Source organism: Bacillus sp. BC05(2025), from assembly GCF_056725905.1.
Map to the genome: position 1 here is coordinate 1 of NZ_JBWYRA010000003.1, position 15432 is coordinate 15432.

17 protein-coding genes and 1 pseudogene are annotated in these 15432 nt (G+C 36.8%); 14 read left to right on the plus strand and 4 right to left on the minus strand.

Annotated elements, in window-relative coordinates; all coding sequences use genetic code 11:
- Window positions 1-427, plus strand: a pseudogene (locus ACZ76X_RS10630) (peptigoglycan-binding protein LysM); the annotation flags it as partial.
- A gap of 180 nt (window positions 428-607) precedes the next feature.
- Entirely contained in the window at window positions 608-1255 is a 648-nt protein-coding gene (locus tag ACZ76X_RS10635; protein ID WP_098670082.1) for a YhcN/YlaJ family sporulation lipoprotein, read from the plus strand.
- Between the two features lie 33 nt (window positions 1256-1288).
- On the opposite strand, the gene ACZ76X_RS10640 is transcribed toward ACZ76X_RS10635, so the two are convergent.
- Complete coding sequence (locus tag ACZ76X_RS10640) at window positions 1289-1723, minus strand: branched-chain amino acid ABC transporter substrate-binding protein (RefSeq protein ID WP_479850446.1); 435 nt, start codon at window positions 1721-1723, stop codon at window positions 1289-1291.
- Between the two features lie 446 nt (window positions 1724-2169).
- Here ACZ76X_RS10640 and ACZ76X_RS10645 point away from each other — a divergent pair, with 446 nt between their 5' ends.
- The 3 genes from ACZ76X_RS10645 to ACZ76X_RS10655 all read left to right on the plus strand — a co-directional run bounded on the left by ACZ76X_RS10645 (window position 2170) and on the right by ACZ76X_RS10655 (window position 4138).
- Complete coding sequence (locus tag ACZ76X_RS10645) at window positions 2170-2490, plus strand: ArsR/SmtB family transcription factor (RefSeq protein ID WP_479850447.1); 321 nt, start codon at window positions 2170-2172, stop codon at window positions 2488-2490.
- Window positions 2491-2557: 67 nt separating this feature from the next.
- Window positions 2558-3487: a DMT family transporter gene (locus ACZ76X_RS10650; protein ID WP_479850448.1), complete on the plus strand. Its 930-nt coding sequence runs from the start codon at window positions 2558-2560 to the stop codon at window positions 3485-3487.
- 120 nt (window positions 3488-3607) lie between these two features.
- A complete protein-coding gene (locus ACZ76X_RS10655; protein WP_342715832.1) occupies window positions 3608-4138 on the plus strand; it encodes a BofC C-terminal domain-containing protein in 531 nt (176 codons plus the stop codon).
- Between the two features lie 13 nt (window positions 4139-4151).
- Here the strand turns inward: ACZ76X_RS10655 and ACZ76X_RS10660 are convergent, their stop codons facing one another.
- Window positions 4152-5096, minus strand: a complete 945-nt coding sequence (locus tag ACZ76X_RS10660) for an iron-hydroxamate ABC transporter substrate-binding protein (protein ID WP_479850449.1) — start codon at window positions 5094-5096, stop codon at window positions 4152-4154.
- Window positions 5097-5284: 188 nt separating this feature from the next.
- On the opposite strand from ACZ76X_RS10660, the gene ruvA reads away from it, so the two are divergent.
- From ruvA to yajC, 6 genes are read left to right on the plus strand one after another with little or no spacing between them, the layout of a single operon-like run.
- Window positions 5285-5902 carry a Holliday junction DNA helicase RuvA gene (gene ruvA / locus ACZ76X_RS10665; RefSeq protein ID WP_479850450.1) on the plus strand — a complete coding sequence of 206 codons (618 nt, stop codon included), beginning with the start codon at window positions 5285-5287 and terminating at the stop codon, window positions 5900-5902.
- Between the two features lie 5 nt (window positions 5903-5907).
- Window positions 5908-6909 carry a Holliday junction branch migration DNA helicase RuvB gene (gene ruvB / locus ACZ76X_RS10670; RefSeq protein WP_479850451.1) on the plus strand — a complete coding sequence of 334 codons (1002 nt, stop codon included), beginning with the start codon at window positions 5908-5910 and terminating at the stop codon, window positions 6907-6909.
- On the plus strand, window positions 6906-7106 hold the full coding sequence (locus tag ACZ76X_RS10675) for a DUF2905 domain-containing protein (protein WP_000138162.1): 201 nt from the start codon (window positions 6906-6908) through the stop codon (window positions 7104-7106). The genes ruvB and ACZ76X_RS10675 overlap by 4 nt, the downstream gene beginning before the upstream one ends.
- 19 nt (window positions 7107-7125) lie before the next feature.
- Complete coding sequence (queA, locus tag ACZ76X_RS10680) at window positions 7126-8178, plus strand: tRNA preQ1(34) S-adenosylmethionine ribosyltransferase-isomerase QueA (RefSeq protein ID WP_479850452.1); 1053 nt, start codon at window positions 7126-7128, stop codon at window positions 8176-8178.
- A 12-nt stretch (window positions 8179-8190) separates the two neighbouring features.
- Window positions 8191-9330 (plus strand): tRNA guanosine(34) transglycosylase Tgt, encoded by a 1140-nt coding sequence (gene tgt, locus ACZ76X_RS10685; protein WP_479850453.1) that lies wholly within the window; start codon window positions 8191-8193, stop codon window positions 9328-9330.
- 28 nt (window positions 9331-9358) lie between these two features.
- Window positions 9359-9619, plus strand: coding sequence for a preprotein translocase subunit YajC (gene yajC / locus ACZ76X_RS10690; RefSeq protein WP_048531388.1), 261 nt, complete (start codon window positions 9359-9361; stop codon window positions 9617-9619).
- Window positions 9620-9655: 36 nt separating this feature from the next.
- On the opposite strand, the gene ACZ76X_RS10695 is transcribed toward yajC, so the two are convergent.
- Complete coding sequence (locus ACZ76X_RS10695; RefSeq protein ID WP_479850454.1) at window positions 9656-10039, minus strand: TIGR04086 family membrane protein; 384 nt, start codon at window positions 10037-10039, stop codon at window positions 9656-9658.
- 103 nt (window positions 10040-10142) lie between these two features.
- On the opposite strand from ACZ76X_RS10695, the gene ACZ76X_RS10700 reads away from it, so the two are divergent.
- A complete protein-coding gene (locus tag ACZ76X_RS10700; RefSeq protein WP_098670090.1) occupies window positions 10143-10790 on the plus strand; it encodes a DUF421 domain-containing protein in 648 nt (215 codons plus the stop codon).
- A gap of 29 nt (window positions 10791-10819) precedes the next feature.
- On the opposite strand, the gene spoVB is transcribed toward ACZ76X_RS10700, so the two are convergent.
- Complete coding sequence (spoVB, locus tag ACZ76X_RS10705) at window positions 10820-12379, minus strand: stage V sporulation protein B (RefSeq protein WP_479850455.1); 1560 nt, start codon at window positions 12377-12379, stop codon at window positions 10820-10822.
- Window positions 12380-12550: 171 nt separating this feature from the next.
- Between spoVB and ACZ76X_RS10710 the strand changes: the two genes are divergently transcribed.
- Together ACZ76X_RS10710 and secDF are read left to right on the plus strand one after the other, a co-directional pair.
- Entirely contained in the window at window positions 12551-12835 is a 285-nt protein-coding gene (locus ACZ76X_RS10710; protein ID WP_000886978.1) for a post-transcriptional regulator, read from the plus strand.
- Window positions 12836-13104: 269 nt separating this feature from the next.
- Window positions 13105-15369: a protein translocase subunit SecDF gene (gene secDF, locus ACZ76X_RS10715; RefSeq protein ID WP_479850456.1), complete on the plus strand. Its 2265-nt coding sequence runs from the start codon at window positions 13105-13107 to the stop codon at window positions 15367-15369.
- Window positions 15370-15432 lie beyond the last annotated feature (63 nt).

Consider the following 15432-nt stretch of genomic DNA (forward strand, 5'->3'; position numbering starts at 1 on the left):
TCAAATGCCAAACATGATGCCGAGCATGGATAATAATCAACCACCGAATATGATGCCATATCAAATGCCATACCAACAACCTATGATGCCACCGAATCCGTATTATCAACAACCAAACCCATATCAAATGCCGTATCAGCAAGGTGCACCATTTGGACCGCAGTACACGTCTATGCCAAATCCAAATATGATGCCAATGGATAATAATATGCCGCCGCTCGTGCAAGGAGAGGAAGATTGTGGGTGTGGAGGAGAGAGTAGGTTATATAGTCCACAACCTGGAGGGCCACAATACGCAAATCCTTTATATTATCAACCAACTCAATCGGCATATGCACCACAACCAGGAACGATGTATTACCAACCAGATCCACCAAATGTATTTGGGGAGCCAGTTTCAGAAGAAGAGGATGAAGAAGAAGTTTAAAAAAGGTGGGGTTATTCCCATCTTTTTTTGTATGTAGAGTCGTTCTGAAACAGGAAGATTTACACCTAATGTTAGAAAATTCCTAGTGAAATATTAACAGTGTAAAAACCTTCTCTGTTACTCATCATAAGAGGGAGCTTTTCAGAAGAGAAGCTCATTCTAACAGAGGGGGTTTTTGTATTGAATACGAAAGTAAAAGTGATTGCTGCTTCTTTGTTAGTTACCAGTGCATTAGCTGCATGTGGTACACCAAAAGATAACAATGCAATGGATGGACGTAACTACAATTACGAGCGTACATCTTATAATGATACACACCAATATCGTGATAATGTAACGCGTAACGATCGTTATACAGATTATGTAACATATAGAAATGGTCGTAACGGTACAGGATATAACAATTATTACCGCGATGTAAATTACAATGGTCAAATTGCTAATCCGCATCCAACACGTAATATTACAATGAACAATTCATACATTAACAATGATGGTAAAACAGCAGAAAGAATTACAAATCGTGTGAAACGTATGAATAACGTAGACCGTGTGTCTACAGTTGTATATGGAAATGATGTAGCGATTGCAGTAAAACCACGTAATCCAGTATCGAATGAAACAGCGCTTGCAAATGAAGTTCGTCAAGCTGTTGCAAATGAAGTTGGAAACAGAAACGTATATGTTTCTGTAAGAAATGACATGTTTACACGTGTCGATGCAATGAGTACACGACTGCGTAACGGTACAGTTACAAACGATTTCAACCGTGACATAACAAATATGTTCCGAGACATCCGTTACGGTTTAACTGGTACTATGCGATAGCAAAACAAAAGAGGAAGGGGGAGCCCTTCCTCTTTATTCATCTTCGTCTTGTAAACGACGTTTTTTAATGAAATAACTAACGGAATAAGAACCTAAAAAACATATGAAGAGAATACCACCTGTTAAAATAGCTTCAAATAGGGGGCTTTCTGGACTGAAAATAATATAAATAATAGCCATAACGATTCCTATAATAAGAGAACGTAAAACAATTTTGTAATAAGGAGTTAATTTTATTTCCTTTTCGCTTTCTTCTACATCAATTGAAACACTTAACTGTAAATAACTAAGTACGATACTCGTAAGAATAAATAATAGCCATAATGGAGATTTCGTAATTTGGTCCATTCCTTCAGTGAATCCGATATAGCCTAAAATTCCAATTATACCAAGTGATTGAAAAAGAAAGGCAATACGTACGTTTTTTAACGTTTGTAGAATGAGGCGTTCATCCTTTATTTTTTTCACAATATCCATCTCCTGTTTATTATGATTTCGCTGTTACATTGATTGTAACATATATATTGCATTTATCAATTTATAATTTACATATAATTCATTTGGATGAAAGAGGAAATGAAATATTTTTATAAACATGTTGCACTTATACTGTATTAATGTTATATTAGCAAAGCGATGAGCTAATTTACGTAAGACGAGAGATATGCTTAAGTGCTAAACACGCGAATGTGGTCGCCTGGTCTCTCGCCGTAAACGCATCAAGACGCCTGCTTTGCAGGCGTCTTTCATTTTATATGAATCTAAAGGGAAGAATGGAGAAATCCAATCTTCCCTTTTTTTATCGGGATAAAAATCTGAAAATAAAGTTATTTACAATTGTGAATGAAAGAGTTACTATTTAATGGTAATATATTACATGTTTTTTATATATAAAAGGTTGGGATGAATAGGATATGGAGAAGTTTGAATGTAGAAATACAGAAGTTGTATTAGAAAAATTTCAGGGCGTAACACCTATATTTCAGGCATTAGGAGATGAGAATCGTCAGCAAATTATTATGCTGTTATTAGAAAACAAACAGATGAATGTAACGCAAATAACAGATAAAATGGGGATTTCTAGACCAGCTGTTTCGCATCATTTGAAAATTTTAAGGCAAGCAGAACTAATTGTAGCGGATCGACATGGGAAAGAAATTTTTTATTCTATAATAGCCGGAGAATTTTTAAAACAGGTGAAGGATTTACTTCAAGCAATAGAATCGAATTATTAATTTTTTTTAACTAACAAGTAAATAAGTTTAAACTTTTAAACCTGTTTACTTGAAAGGAGTAATAAAAATGAAAAAAATAAATCGTATGTATGTCATTATGTTACTTGTTCCTTTATTTTGGGGTGGGTCTTTTGCGACAGCAGAGCATGTTATTACTGAAATTCCACCGATTACTGCGGCAACAATTCGTTTTGGTTTAGCGGGTTGTATTTTAATAGGCATAGTGTTTATGAAATCTGAGTGGAATACAAGTTTGTTATTAAAGAATTGGAAGGGACTGTTATTCGTATCGTTAACAGGTATTTTTGGCTACAATGTTTTTTTCTTTATGGGACTTAACTATACTTCTACTCTGAATGGCTCGCTTATTATTGCTACAATGCCCGTTTTTGTAACATTGGGAGCAATATTGTTTTTTAAAGAGTCTTGGAGTATAAAAGTCGGAATAAGTTTAACTTTATCTCTTGTCGGTGTAATAGTTGTTATTACGGGTGGTTCAATGAATATACTTATGTCTTTGTCGTTTAATAAGGGAGATCTTTTATTTATAGCTGCTTTAACCTGTGGGGTGTTATATAGCTTAACAGGCAAAAAAGTTATGAGTGGTGTCTCCCCTCTGTTAACTACAATGAGTATGACGGTATTGGGTACTGTGTTTTTAGTAGGCCTTTCTCTATATGAAGATGGATGGGGAAAGGTTGCGACACTCTCTTTACAGGGATGGATAGAAATGTTGTATATGGTCGTATGCGGGACGTTAGTTGGATATATCGTGTTTAATAAAGGGGTAGAAGAACTAGGTGCAAGCAAAGCGAGTATGTATTTAAATTTAACTCCTATTGTGGCTACTGGTATCTCAGTTGTATTGTATGGAGCAGCTGTTACTTGGCAACAAATAGTTGGGATGATAATCGTATTAATTGGGGTTTATATAGCGACGGTACAATCAAATAAAGATATAAAAAAGTTTTCGCGTAATCAATGTGTTTCGAAATAGGTAGAAATCATTGCACTCTATAAGTCTTAATGAGAGTAATCTATGAATTAGGGATAAAACCCCCATTTCCGGAAAAACTACTAATGAAAGTTTGATCTTGCCTAAAAGAGGTGAACGGAAATGAGATGGATACTGATTGCGATGCAAGCTTTCGTTATGATGTTTTGTTTCTTTTATGAAACGAATGTGAAGGCGGAAGGGCCAGTACCAAAAATAACAGAAAAAGAGCCAGAAGTTACAATTTTATTAGAGCGTATGTATGTTGATGGAGAAGTAAGTGAGGAAATCTTTACAGAAAAAGTGGCGGATTTAGAAAAGTTTTTACAGCAGTATAAAGAATGGCAGCTCGTTGATCGTGATGATGTACAAATCGTACTACAAAAGAAAGTTGATGATATTTCTCCGTTATTAAAGACGAGTGGTTATTTTGGCGTGTCAGAGGAAGGGATATTACAAATTTTTAAAGGTGTACCGAAAAGTGATAATGCGATTCATTCCTTCTTCCAAATTGATATGAAAAAGCTTGAGAGTTATGAGCGTGCGAAATTGAAGCGTGGTATTCGAATTAAATCAAAAGAAGGTTTTGTGAAGACGATTGAAAAAATGAAACAATATGCAGTGCAAAATAAGAAAAAAAGCAGCTCATGGTGAGCTGCTTTTTTTCTTATTTATTTTTCGCCAAAATTTGTTTTGCGATTTCATCAATTAGCATGTCTTTTCCGATTGGATTGAATGCTTTCGTATTGAAGACTTCGTTTGATACTTCATATACATGATTGTTTTTCACAGCTTTATTGTCTTTCCAGACGGCACTGTTTTTGTAGTCTTCGTAAACTTTATCAGCTTCGCCGCCAAAGTTTACTATAAACATTTGATCAGGTTGGAATGCAACAAGACCTTCTAGCGATACTTGCGCCATCGTTTGTTTTAAATCTGTACCTTTTGTTGCTGGAAGTTTTAAGTCGTTAAAGATGATGTCACCGTATCCGAAGCTACCGTATACGCGGAAGTTTTGTGGTGTAACTGCGACGAACATAAAGTTCTCATCTTTTGTTTTTTCTTTAATTTTTTTAGATAGAGAGCCTGCTTTTTTATCGTAGTCTGCAATCCATTTGTCTGCTTTTTTTTCTTCGTCAAATAGTTTACCTACTTCTTTAAACTTACCGCGCCAGTCTTCTAAGTTTGTTTCTAAAACAACTGTCGGTGCGACCTTTTCTAATTGGTCATAAATCTTCAATTGACGATTATTTAAAATAATTAAGTCTGGTTTTAAAGCAGTAACAGCTTCTAAATCAACTTTAGGTGCCCAGTACCAACCCACTGCTTTTACGCCATCTAATTTCTCCGTTAAATGATTTTGGATTTTATCTTTATATGTATTTGCTGTACCAACAGGTTTGTGTCCAAGAAGTAATAATTCTTCTGTTGATCCAGATAAGTCAACAATTCTCTTTGGATTTACTGGAATTGTCGCTTCCCCTTTAGCGTGTTTTACAACTTTTGTTTTCGGTTGTTCTTTTGTTTTTGCTTCTTCTTTTTGAGAAGAACAGCCAACGATAGAAAGAACAACTAGCATAATCGTAAATAAAATAAATAGCTTCTGTTTCATCCTGATGTAACCCCTTTAATTAATATTGATAATCATTATCGACATCTGTATATTAAGGTGCTTTATGCTTTCTGTCAATGGAAAATAACAGAAGTTTCAAATAGAGAACATTTGTTGGGGCAGTCTCGCTTTTCTATCATTAAATATGTTAAAATGGAATACATGATTTAAGAGGGAGAGATCGTATTTTGTTTGAATATGTTACAGGTTACGTGGAGTATGTAGGGCCGGAATATGTCGTAATTGATCATAATGGAATTGGTTACCAAATTTTCACACCAAATCCGTATGTATTTCAAAGAAGTAAGCAAGAAATCCGTGTCTATACATATCATTATGTGAGAGAAGATATTATGGCACTTTACGGGTTTAAAACACGTGAAGAGCGTTTATTATTTACAAAATTGTTAGGTGTGTCTGGTATTGGACCAAAAGGTGCTCTTGCGATATTAGCTTCTGGTCAAACAGGCCAGGTCGTTCAAGCAATTGAACATGAAGACGAGAAGTTTTTAGTGAAGTTCCCGGGAGTGGGAAAGAAAACAGCACGCCAAATGATTTTAGATTTAAAAGGAAAACTAGCAGACGTTGTACCAGATGCATTTGTTGATTTATTCTCAGACGAAGAACGTTTTGATGAGAAGAAAGGTTCATCAGCTGAGCTTGATGAGGCGCTGGAAGCTCTGCGCGCACTTGGATACGCAGAACGAGAAGTTTCTCGCGTTGTACCAGATCTATTAAAAGAATCATTAACGACGGATCAGTATATTAAAAAGGCACTTAGTCTTTTACTAAATGGTAAGAGGTGAGTATAATGGACGAACGTCTCCTTTCAGGGGAATCTGCATATGAAGATGCGGATTTAGAGTATTCATTACGGCCACAGATGCTCCGTCAGTATATTGGCCAAGATAAAGCGAAACATAATTTAGAAGTGTTTATTGAAGCAGCGAAAATGCGTGAAGAAACGTTAGATCACGTTCTTTTATATGGGCCGCCAGGTCTTGGTAAAACGACGCTTGCCAATATTATTGCCAATGAAATGGGCGTAAATGTTAGAACAACTTCAGGTCCAGCAATTGAAAGGCCGGGAGATTTAGCGGCCGTATTAACATCGCTTCAACCAGGGGATGTATTATTTATTGATGAAATTCATCGTTTGCATAGATCAATTGAAGAAGTACTATATCCTGCGATGGAAGATTTTTGCCTTGATATTGTAATTGGAAAAGGTCCGTCAGCACGGTCTGTACGTTTAGATTTACCGCCATTTACATTAGTTGGAGCAACAACACGTGCGGGAGCATTATCAGCGCCGCTTCGTGATCGTTTTGGTGTACTTTCAAGATTAGAGTATTACACAGTAGATCAGCTTTCTGCGATTGTTGAACGTACAGCAGAAGTGTTTGAAGTTGAAATTGATTCGTTAGCTGCACTAGAAATTGCAAGACGTGCTCGTGGTACACCTCGTATTGCGAATCGTTTATTACGACGTGTACGAGATTTTGCACAAGTCCGTGGTAACGGAACAGTTACGATAGAAATTACTCAAATGGCGTTAGAACTACTGCAAGTAGATAAATTAGGTCTAGATCACATCGATCATAAATTATTGCTTGGTATTATTGAGAAATTCCGTGGGGGCCCAGTTGGGTTAGAAACGGTTTCCGCAACGATTGGAGAAGAATCCCATACCATTGAAGATGTGTATGAGCCGTATTTATTACAAATAGGCTTTTTACAACGAACGCCAAGAGGCCGAATTGTAACGCCACTTGCATATGAGCATTTCGGAATGGAGATGCCAAAAATATGACGGAGATGCCAAAATTGCTTATTACAGCAGGTATCTTACTCATCGTTGTTGGATTAGCTTGGAAGTTCATTGGAAGGCTTCCAGGCGATATTTTTGTGAAAAAAGGAAACGTTACCTTTTATTTTCCTATCATTACATGTATTGTGTTAAGTATTGTATTATCTTTTATTATGTATATAATAAATCGATTTAAATAAGAAATAGGTGGATATAGTTATGGATATTAATCTGTTTGATTTTCATTTACCAGAAGAACTTATTGCACAAGTCCCATTAGAAGAACGTGAAACATCAAGATTAATGGTGTTAGACCGCGAAACAGGCGATATTGAGCATAAACATTTTACGGACATTCTTTCTTACTTACATGAGGGGGATTGCTTAGTTTTAAATGAAACGAAAGTAATGCCAGCTCGTTTGCACGGTGTGAAAGAAGATACAGGAGCACACATTGAAGTGCTTCTACTAAAACAAGAAGAAGGCGATAAGTGGGAAACGCTTGTTAAGCCAGCGAAACGTGTAAAAGAAGGAACTGTTATCTCTTTTGGCGAAGGGAAATTAAAAGCAACTTGTACAGGAACTGCAGATCAAGGTGGACGTCAGCTTGAATTTTCATATGACGGTATCTTCTATGAAATTTTAGATGAACTTGGAGAAATGCCACTTCCTCCATATATTAAAGAGACGCTAGAAAATCGCGATCGCTATCAAACAGTATATGCGAAAGAAATTGGTTCAGCAGCAGCGCCCACAGCAGGACTTCACTTTACAGAAGAATTACTAGAGAAGTTAAAACAAAAAGGCGTCGAGTTAGCTTTCATTACACTTCACGTAGGACTTGGAACATTTAGACCAGTTTCTGCTGATACGATTGAAGAACACCATATGCACGCAGAATATTACCATATGTCTGAAGAGACAGCAGCATTATTAAATCGTGTGAAAGAGAGTGGTGGACGTATTATTACGGTAGGTACGACTTCAACTCGTACGTTAGAAACAATTGCGACAGATCATGATGGCAAGCTTTGTGCTGCTTCTGGCTGGACAGATATTTTTATGTACCCAGGTTATGAATTTAAAGCAATTGATGGTTTAATTACAAACTTCCATTTACCGAAATCAACATTAATTATGCTTGTAAGTGCATTTGCAAACAGAGATAATGTACTGCATGCTTATAATGAAGCAGTAAAAGAAAAATATCGTTTCTTTAGCTTCGGTGATGCAATGTTCGTTGCATCCCACGCTAAAATGGGAAACAAATAAAAGGAGTAAATTATGACAGCAATTCGTTATGAATTTATTAAAACTTGTAAACAAACGGGGGCGCGTTTAGGACGTGTACATACGCCGCACGGTTCATTTGATACACCGACATTTATGCCAGTTGGTACACTTGCAACAGTTAAGACAATGTCACCAGAAGAATTAAAAGCAATGGATTCTGGCATTATTTTAAGTAATACGTATCATTTATGGCTACGCCCAGGTCACGAAATTATTCGTGAAGCAGGCGGTTTGCATAAATTTATGAACTGGGATCGTGCAATCTTAACGGACTCTGGTGGTTTCCAAGTATTCAGTTTAAGTGACTTCCGTCGTATTGAAGAGGAAGGCGTTCACTTCCGTAATCACTTAAATGGAGATAAACTATTCCTATCACCAGAAAAAGCGATGGAAATTCAAAATGCATTAGGGTCAGATATTATGATGGCATTTGATGAATGTCCTCCATTCCCAGCAACTTTTGAATATATGAAGAAGTCTGTAGAGCGTACAAGCCGCTGGGCAGAGCGTTGTTTAAAAGCGCATGAACGTCCACAAGATCAAGGTTTATTCGGTATTGTACAGGGCGGAGAGCTCGAAGAGCTTCGTCGCCAAAGTGCAAAAGACCTTGTTTCAATGGACTTCCCTGGTTACGCTGTAGGTGGTTTATCTGTAGGTGAGCCGAAAGATATTATGAACCGTGTACTTGAATTTACAACACCACTTCTTCCAGATAATAAGCCACGTTACTTAATGGGAGTAGGTTCTCCTGACTCATTAATCGACGGTGCAATTCGCGGTATTGATATGTTTGACTGCGTACTTCCAACTCGTATCGCTCGAAATGGTACATGTATGACAAGTGAAGGTCGTCTAGTTGTAAAAAATGCGAAATTCGCAAGAGACTTCGGTCCGCTTGATCCAAATTGTGATTGCTATACATGTAAAAATTACTCTCGTGCGTACATTCGTCACTTAATGAAATGTGATGAAACGTTTGGAATTCGTTTAACGTCTTATCACAACCTTCATTTTCTGTTAAACTTAATGGAGCAGGTGAGACAAGCTATTCGTGAAGACCGTCTTGGCGATTTCCGCGAAGAGTTCTTTGAACAGTATGGCTTTAATAAACCGAATGCTAAAAACTTCTAATACATAATTTAAAAGGAGGAACAAAAAGATGAATCCAGGTATGATGAATATCGTTATGATTGTTGCGATGTTTGCGATTTTCTATTTCTTATTAATTCGCCCGCAACAAAAACGTCAAAAAGCAGTTGCTCAAATGCAAAGTGAGTTAGCAAAAGGTGATGCTATCGTAACAATCGGTGGTTTACACGGTACAATCGAATCAGTAGATGATACGAAAATCGTTATTAAATCTGGTGGTTCACACTTAACTTTCGATCGCAATGCGATTCGTGAAGTTGTGAAAAACTAATGAGGAAGGCCCTGCATGAAATGTGCAGGGCCTTTTTTAGGTGTTTTGTTTGGACATATTTACACCGAAAATACCACCGAGTGTACTCGCACCCATTAAGGCTAATTGGTAAAGTACCTGTGAGTTCGATAAAGTTTGAGAGAAGCCTAAATAGTTAACTAAAAAAACAAGTATAGTGAATGTAAGTCCTGTTGAGAAGCCTACTAGCCAACCTTTTCCTTGTGCTTTTTTGCCGGCAGTAAATCCGGATATAAGCATAGATAAAAGAGCTATTATAAAAATAGTAACAGCTAATGTGCCCTCATTCATATCTGTAAATTTTAATAAAAGAGCCATAATCATGCTAGTAACTGTTGCAAGAATTAATAGGGTAACGATACCGAAGCCGATTGCAGTTGATAATTTTTTTGTTCCATCCATTTATACATTCCCCCTTTTTAATACAAGCATATTTTCCTTTTGCCTAAGTTAGACTAGTTTCTTTTTTAAAGGGGAGCCTATATGTAAAAAAGGAGATGTAGAAATGGAATGGATATCGGTAATTGGCCGGACGATGCTTTTGTATATTATCATTTTAATTATCTTTCGCCTTATGGGTAAACGTGAGATAGGAGAATTAAGTGTATTAGATTTAGTCGTATTTATTATGCTCGGTGAAATGGCTGTAGTAGCAATTGAAAATACCGACAAATCACTTTGGCATCAATTAGTTCCGATGACCTTTCTTATGTGTATACAAATCATTTTGTCAGTCATTTCATTAAAGTTTCAACGGTTTCGACATTTGATAGAAGGAGAACCAGCGATTATTATTAATGCTGGAAAAATTGATGAAAAAAAGATGAGAAACCAGCGATATAATATAGATGATTTAATGATGCAATTAAGGGAGCAGGGAGTCGGAGATATTAGGGATGTAGAATATGCCATTTTAGAACCATCTGGGAAGTTATCTGTTTTTCAAAAACAAAAAGGCGGGCAGGATGCATTGCAGTTTACTCTTCCGCTTATTATTGATGGAGAAATTCAATCTAGTCATTTACAAATGATTGAACATACAGATGAATGGCTTATTGGGAAATTAAAAAACTTAGGTTATAACGATACAACAAAAATTTTATATTGCAGCTTTCAAAATGGAGAATTTTTTGTTGATTCGAAAGAAAGCTAGAGGCTTACTATACGACATAGTAAGCCCGTTCACTTCAAAAATGAAAGCTTTCGAATGATAGGAAGGCGGCTTAACTCTTCTTTTCGAATGAGTTTGAAAATGAAGAGGAGCACAATATAAACGAGCGTTGTTAAAGTGATTTCCCATAATGTTTGTATGCCAAGTGAATGAGAGAAAATCATATACTTATGAAGGTAAAAACCGAAAGAGCCTGCAATACCGATGGCAAGTCCGCCGAAAATGTAGTCTTTTGCGTAAATGGTGAATGTAATTTTCTTTAAAACAGTAGCGTAATGGAGAAAAGTTACTGTTACTATATTTGCAGCGATAGCAAGGGCAACTCCCATCATTTGAAACTCTGGCCTTGAAGCTAGTACAAAAATAACGATTAATTTCACGATTGCGCCAATAAATGTATTCATCATGGCGGCGCGTGCTAAGTTTAAAGCTTGTAAAACAGAGGTAAGTGGACTTTGGAAATAATGAAATAAAAAGCAAGGTGCAAGGAGCTGGATGAATGCTGTTGCACTATCTGATCCATACATAAGAGTTAAAACAGGAGAAGCGAATACGTATAATATAACAACTGACCAGCCGCCAGTAATTAATGAGATACGCAGAGCTTGTTGCAAGCGGTGTTCCACTAATTTATGTTGTCTTTTGGCCATTGCTTCACTAATGGATGGAACGAGTGCTGTAGAAAGAGCATATGTAATAAAGGCTGGCAGTGAAAGAAGTGGGAAGGCATACCCGTTTAATATACCGTATTGCTGGGTTGCGACGGAAGCAGCAACGCCGGCAATCGCTAAGCTTTGCATAACGACGATAGGTTCAAAAAAATAGGAAACGGAACCAATTAAGCGACTTCCTGTAGTTGGAAGTGCAATATCCATAAGAGAATAAAATGTTCCCTTGCTTTCCTTTACAGTAGTGAAAAATCCAGAGCGTATAGATAAATGTTTTTCACGCTGGAATAAAGTGAGTAAAAATAATAACGATGCAACTTCACCGAGAACGGCTGATAACATAGCGCCGGCTGCAGCATATTCTACGCCGTAAGGTAAAAATAATTGAATACATATAGCGATAATTGTAATGCGGACAACTTGTTCTATAACTTGGGCGTAAGCGCTAGGCTTCATATTTTGTTTCCCTTGGAAATAACCGCGTAAAACAGAAGAAACAGCAATAACAGGAACGACAGGTAAAATGGCCATTAATGGATAGTATGTTCGTTCATCAGTTAATAATGTTTTTGCTAAAATAGGTGTGAGGAGCATAATTCCAATTGTTAAAATGATACTAATAATGGATGTAACAGCTAATGATACTGTTAATATTTTTTTAACTTTTTGTTTATCGTTCACAGCTTCCGCTTCTGCTACAAATTTTGCGATTGCGACAGGAAGACCAATTTGTGTTAATGTAATTGCTAGAATAAATGTAGGGACAGCCATCATATAAAGGCCAACGCCTTCTTCCCCTAAAATACGTGCCATTACAATACGGTTAATAAATCCTAGGATCTTGGTAATAAAGCCGGCTATCATTAAAATAAATGCGCCTTTTAAAAAGCTTTGTCTCGTCATGGTCTTCTCCTACCTTCTCAAAATCAATGGAATGATTTACAATAATTTATATGCACGTACGAGACAAGAATGACAAGCATTTAAGAGAGTGCTCTTGAAAGTAGTTATTGCTGTCCATTAGAGCGGGAATAAAAGCGACTTTTCGTGCGAAATAAGAAGGAGATGTTATATATGTTAGATAGAGAGGCTTTGGTAGAATCATACCGCGGACAGTTACAAGTCGTTTTAGAAAGTAAAGTAGAAGAGTTTCAAATGTTCGGCTACGACAGAGTGACAGATGATGACATTTGGAAGTTTCTTAAAGTGAAAAAGTGGAAGAAGATAGACAGCGATGTTAGATTGTATGAATTAGTTAATGACGTATTAACCGTAAGTGCTAATGAATATATGACATATTTAACTGTTGAAGCATATCAAGCGCCACTTTGGTCATTTGATGAATATGAAAATAAATAACCGACTGCAATTGGTTTGTTCTTCCTTTTGCAGTATAATGATAGGTATTGATAATCAGGAAATAATTATGTCTAAGATCATATATAAAGGAGGTAGTGAAGAGAGAAAACAAATAATGAAAGTGCAGGTATTGTGAAAACTTACCGGCATGGCTAGTGATGAGCTAGCAAAATTATAGAAAGGAAGTCTACTAACTAGACGTATGCACACGTGTAAAAGTGAATCGTAAGAGATTTATTTAAAGTGTTAGTAGCGGAAAGAGGGTACATATGGCAAAGCGTGGTACGAGAATTGCTGCCTTTTTCCTCATCGTTTTATTAATCGGTGGAGTAATTGGTGCGGCAGGAAAAGACATAGCAAAAGGAATTAGTCTAGGACTAGACCTTCGCGGTGGTTTTGAAATTCTGTATGAAGTAAAACCAGCCAAAAAAGGTGACAAAATCGATCGAGACGTACTTGTAAGTACAGTAGGTGCTCTTGAGAATCGTGTCAATGTTCTCGGTGTAAGTGAGCCGAACATTCAAATCGAAGGGCAGGACCGAATTCGTGTACAGCTTGCTGGTGTACAAGATCAGCAAAAAGCACGTGAAATGTTATCCACACAAGCAAAATTAACATTCCGTGATGTAGATGATAATCTTCTTATGGACGGAACGGATTTAAAAGGCGGCGGAGCGAAGCAAACATTTGATGAGCAAGGCCGTGCGAGCGTAGGTCTTACACTAAAGAGCGCTGAAAAATTCCGTGAAGTAACTGAAAAAATTTCAAAAATGCCACCACCAACAAATTTAATGGTAATTTGGCTTGATTTTGAAGAAGGAAAAGATTCGTACAAAGCAGAATCTGCAAAACCGAATCCGAAGTTCTTATCAGCAGCAACAGTAAACCAAGTATTTAACCAAGCTGAAGTATCTATCGTAGGTGGAAACTTCACAGTTGAAAGTGCGAAACAACTTTCATCTTTATTAAATGCTGGTGCACTTCCTGTTGATTTAAAAGAAATGTATTCAACATCTGTTGGAGCGAAGTTTGGTCAACAAGCGTTAGAGCAAACGATTTTCGCTAGTGCGATTGGTATCGCTCTTATTTTCTTATTTATGCTTGTATTCTACCGTTTACCAGGACTTGTAGCGGTTATTATGTTAGGTCTATACATTTTCGTTACGTTACTTGTCTTTAACTGGATGCATGCAGTTCTTACGCTGCCGGGTATTGCGGCGTTAGTGCTCGGAGTAGGTATCGCAGTTGATGCGAATATTATTACGTACGAGAGACTGAAAGAAGAGCTGAAAATTGGTAAGTCAATGATGTCAGCATTCCGTGCTGGTAACCATCGTTCATTAGCAACGATTTTAGATGCGAACATTACAACACTTGCAGCAGCTGGTGTGTTATTCGTTTATGGTAATAGTTCTGTAAAAGGGTTCGCAACAAGTTTAATCGTAAGTATTTTAGTCGGTTTCATTACGAACGTATTCGGTACTCGTTTCTTACTAAGTTTACTAGTAAAGAGCCGTTACTTCGATAAAAAACCAGGATACTTTGGTGTGAAACAAAAGGAAATTATTCCGTTAACAAAAGGTGTAGTACATCCACCGACAAGATTTGATCGTATTAACTTCGTAAATATCGGTCATAAATTCCTTGTGTTCTCGATTGTAGTTGTAATTGCAGGTGCAATTATCTTGCCAATTTTCAAATTGAATCTTGGTATTGACTTTGCGAGTGGTACACGTATCGACTTACAATCAAAACAAGCAGTTACTGTATCTGATGTTTATAAAGATTTTAAAGAATTGAAAATTGATGTGAAGGAAGAAAATATTGTACCGACTGGAGAAGACAATAAAGGATTCGCAGTTCGTACATTAGGCGTTCTATCAAAAGATGAAATTGCGAAAACAAAAACATTCTTCCACGATAAATATGGTACAGATCCAAACGTAAGTACAGTTTCACCGACAATTGGGAAAGAAATTGCACGAAATGCATTTATCGCAGTATTAATCGCTTCTGCGGTTATCATTTTATACGTAAGTATTCGATTCAGATTTACGTACGCATTATCTGCAGTACTTGCATTATTACATGACGCATTCGTTATGGTTGTTATATTTAGTATTTTCCAATTAGAGGTAGACTTAACGTTTATCGCTGCGGTATTAACAATCATCGGTTATTCTATTAATGACTCGATCGTTACATTTGATAGAAACCGTGAATTATACAAACAGAAAAAACGAGTACGCGATATAAAAGATTTAGAAGAAATCGTAAATGCAAGTATTCGTCAAACGCTTGGTCGTTCGATTAATACTGTATTAACAGTGTTATTCCCAGTAATTGCACTGCTTATCTTCGGTAGTGAGTCACTACGTAACTTCTCGTTTGCGTTACTTGTTGGATTAGTTGTAGGTACGTATTCTTCTGTTTTCGTTGCTTCTCAAATTTGGTTAATGCTTGAAAACCGTCGTTTGAAAAAGGGCAAAAACAAGAAAAAGGTTGAGAAAGTAGAATCTGAACCGCAAGTATAAAAAAGATGATGTCTCTTTATGAGGCATCTCTTTTTTCGTTTGTGGATACAATAAGATAGCAAC

What these genes read in the sequence shown, in the direction of transcription:
- ruvB (WP_479850451.1), top strand. Translation starts at nt 5,908, where the DNA reads ATGGACGAACGTCTCCTTTCAGGGGAATCTGCATATGAAGATGCGGAT.
- queA (WP_479850452.1), top strand. Translation starts at nt 7,126, where the DNA reads ATGGATATTAATCTGTTTGATTTTCATTTACCAGAAGAACTTATTGCA.
- ACZ76X_RS10675 (WP_000138162.1), top strand. Translation starts at nt 6,906, where the DNA reads ATGACGGAGATGCCAAAATTGCTTATTACAGCAGGTATCTTACTCATC.
- ACZ76X_RS10700 (WP_098670090.1), top strand. Translation starts at nt 10,143, where the DNA reads ATGGAATGGATATCGGTAATTGGCCGGACGATGCTTTTGTATATTATC.
- spoVB (WP_479850455.1), bottom strand. Translation starts at nt 12,379, where the DNA reads ATGACGAGACAAAGCTTTTTAAAAGGCGCATTTATTTTAATGATAGCC.
- ACZ76X_RS10645 (WP_479850447.1), top strand. Translation starts at nt 2,170, where the DNA reads ATGGAGAAGTTTGAATGTAGAAATACAGAAGTTGTATTAGAAAAATTT.
- yajC (WP_048531388.1), top strand. Translation starts at nt 9,359, where the DNA reads ATGAATCCAGGTATGATGAATATCGTTATGATTGTTGCGATGTTTGCG.
- ACZ76X_RS10660 (WP_479850449.1), bottom strand. Translation starts at nt 5,096, where the DNA reads ATGAAACAGAAGCTATTTATTTTATTTACGATTATGCTAGTTGTTCTT.
- ACZ76X_RS10695 (WP_479850454.1), bottom strand. Translation starts at nt 10,039, where the DNA reads ATGGATGGAACAAAAAAATTATCAACTGCAATCGGCTTCGGTATCGTT.
- ACZ76X_RS10655 (WP_342715832.1), top strand. Translation starts at nt 3,608, where the DNA reads ATGAGATGGATACTGATTGCGATGCAAGCTTTCGTTATGATGTTTTGT.
- tgt (WP_479850453.1), top strand. Translation starts at nt 8,191, where the DNA reads ATGACAGCAATTCGTTATGAATTTATTAAAACTTGTAAACAAACGGGG.
- ACZ76X_RS10650 (WP_479850448.1), top strand. Translation starts at nt 2,558, where the DNA reads ATGAAAAAAATAAATCGTATGTATGTCATTATGTTACTTGTTCCTTTA.
- ACZ76X_RS10710 (WP_000886978.1), top strand. Translation starts at nt 12,551, where the DNA reads ATGTTAGATAGAGAGGCTTTGGTAGAATCATACCGCGGACAGTTACAA.
- secDF (WP_479850456.1), top strand. Translation starts at nt 13,105, where the DNA reads ATGGCAAAGCGTGGTACGAGAATTGCTGCCTTTTTCCTCATCGTTTTA.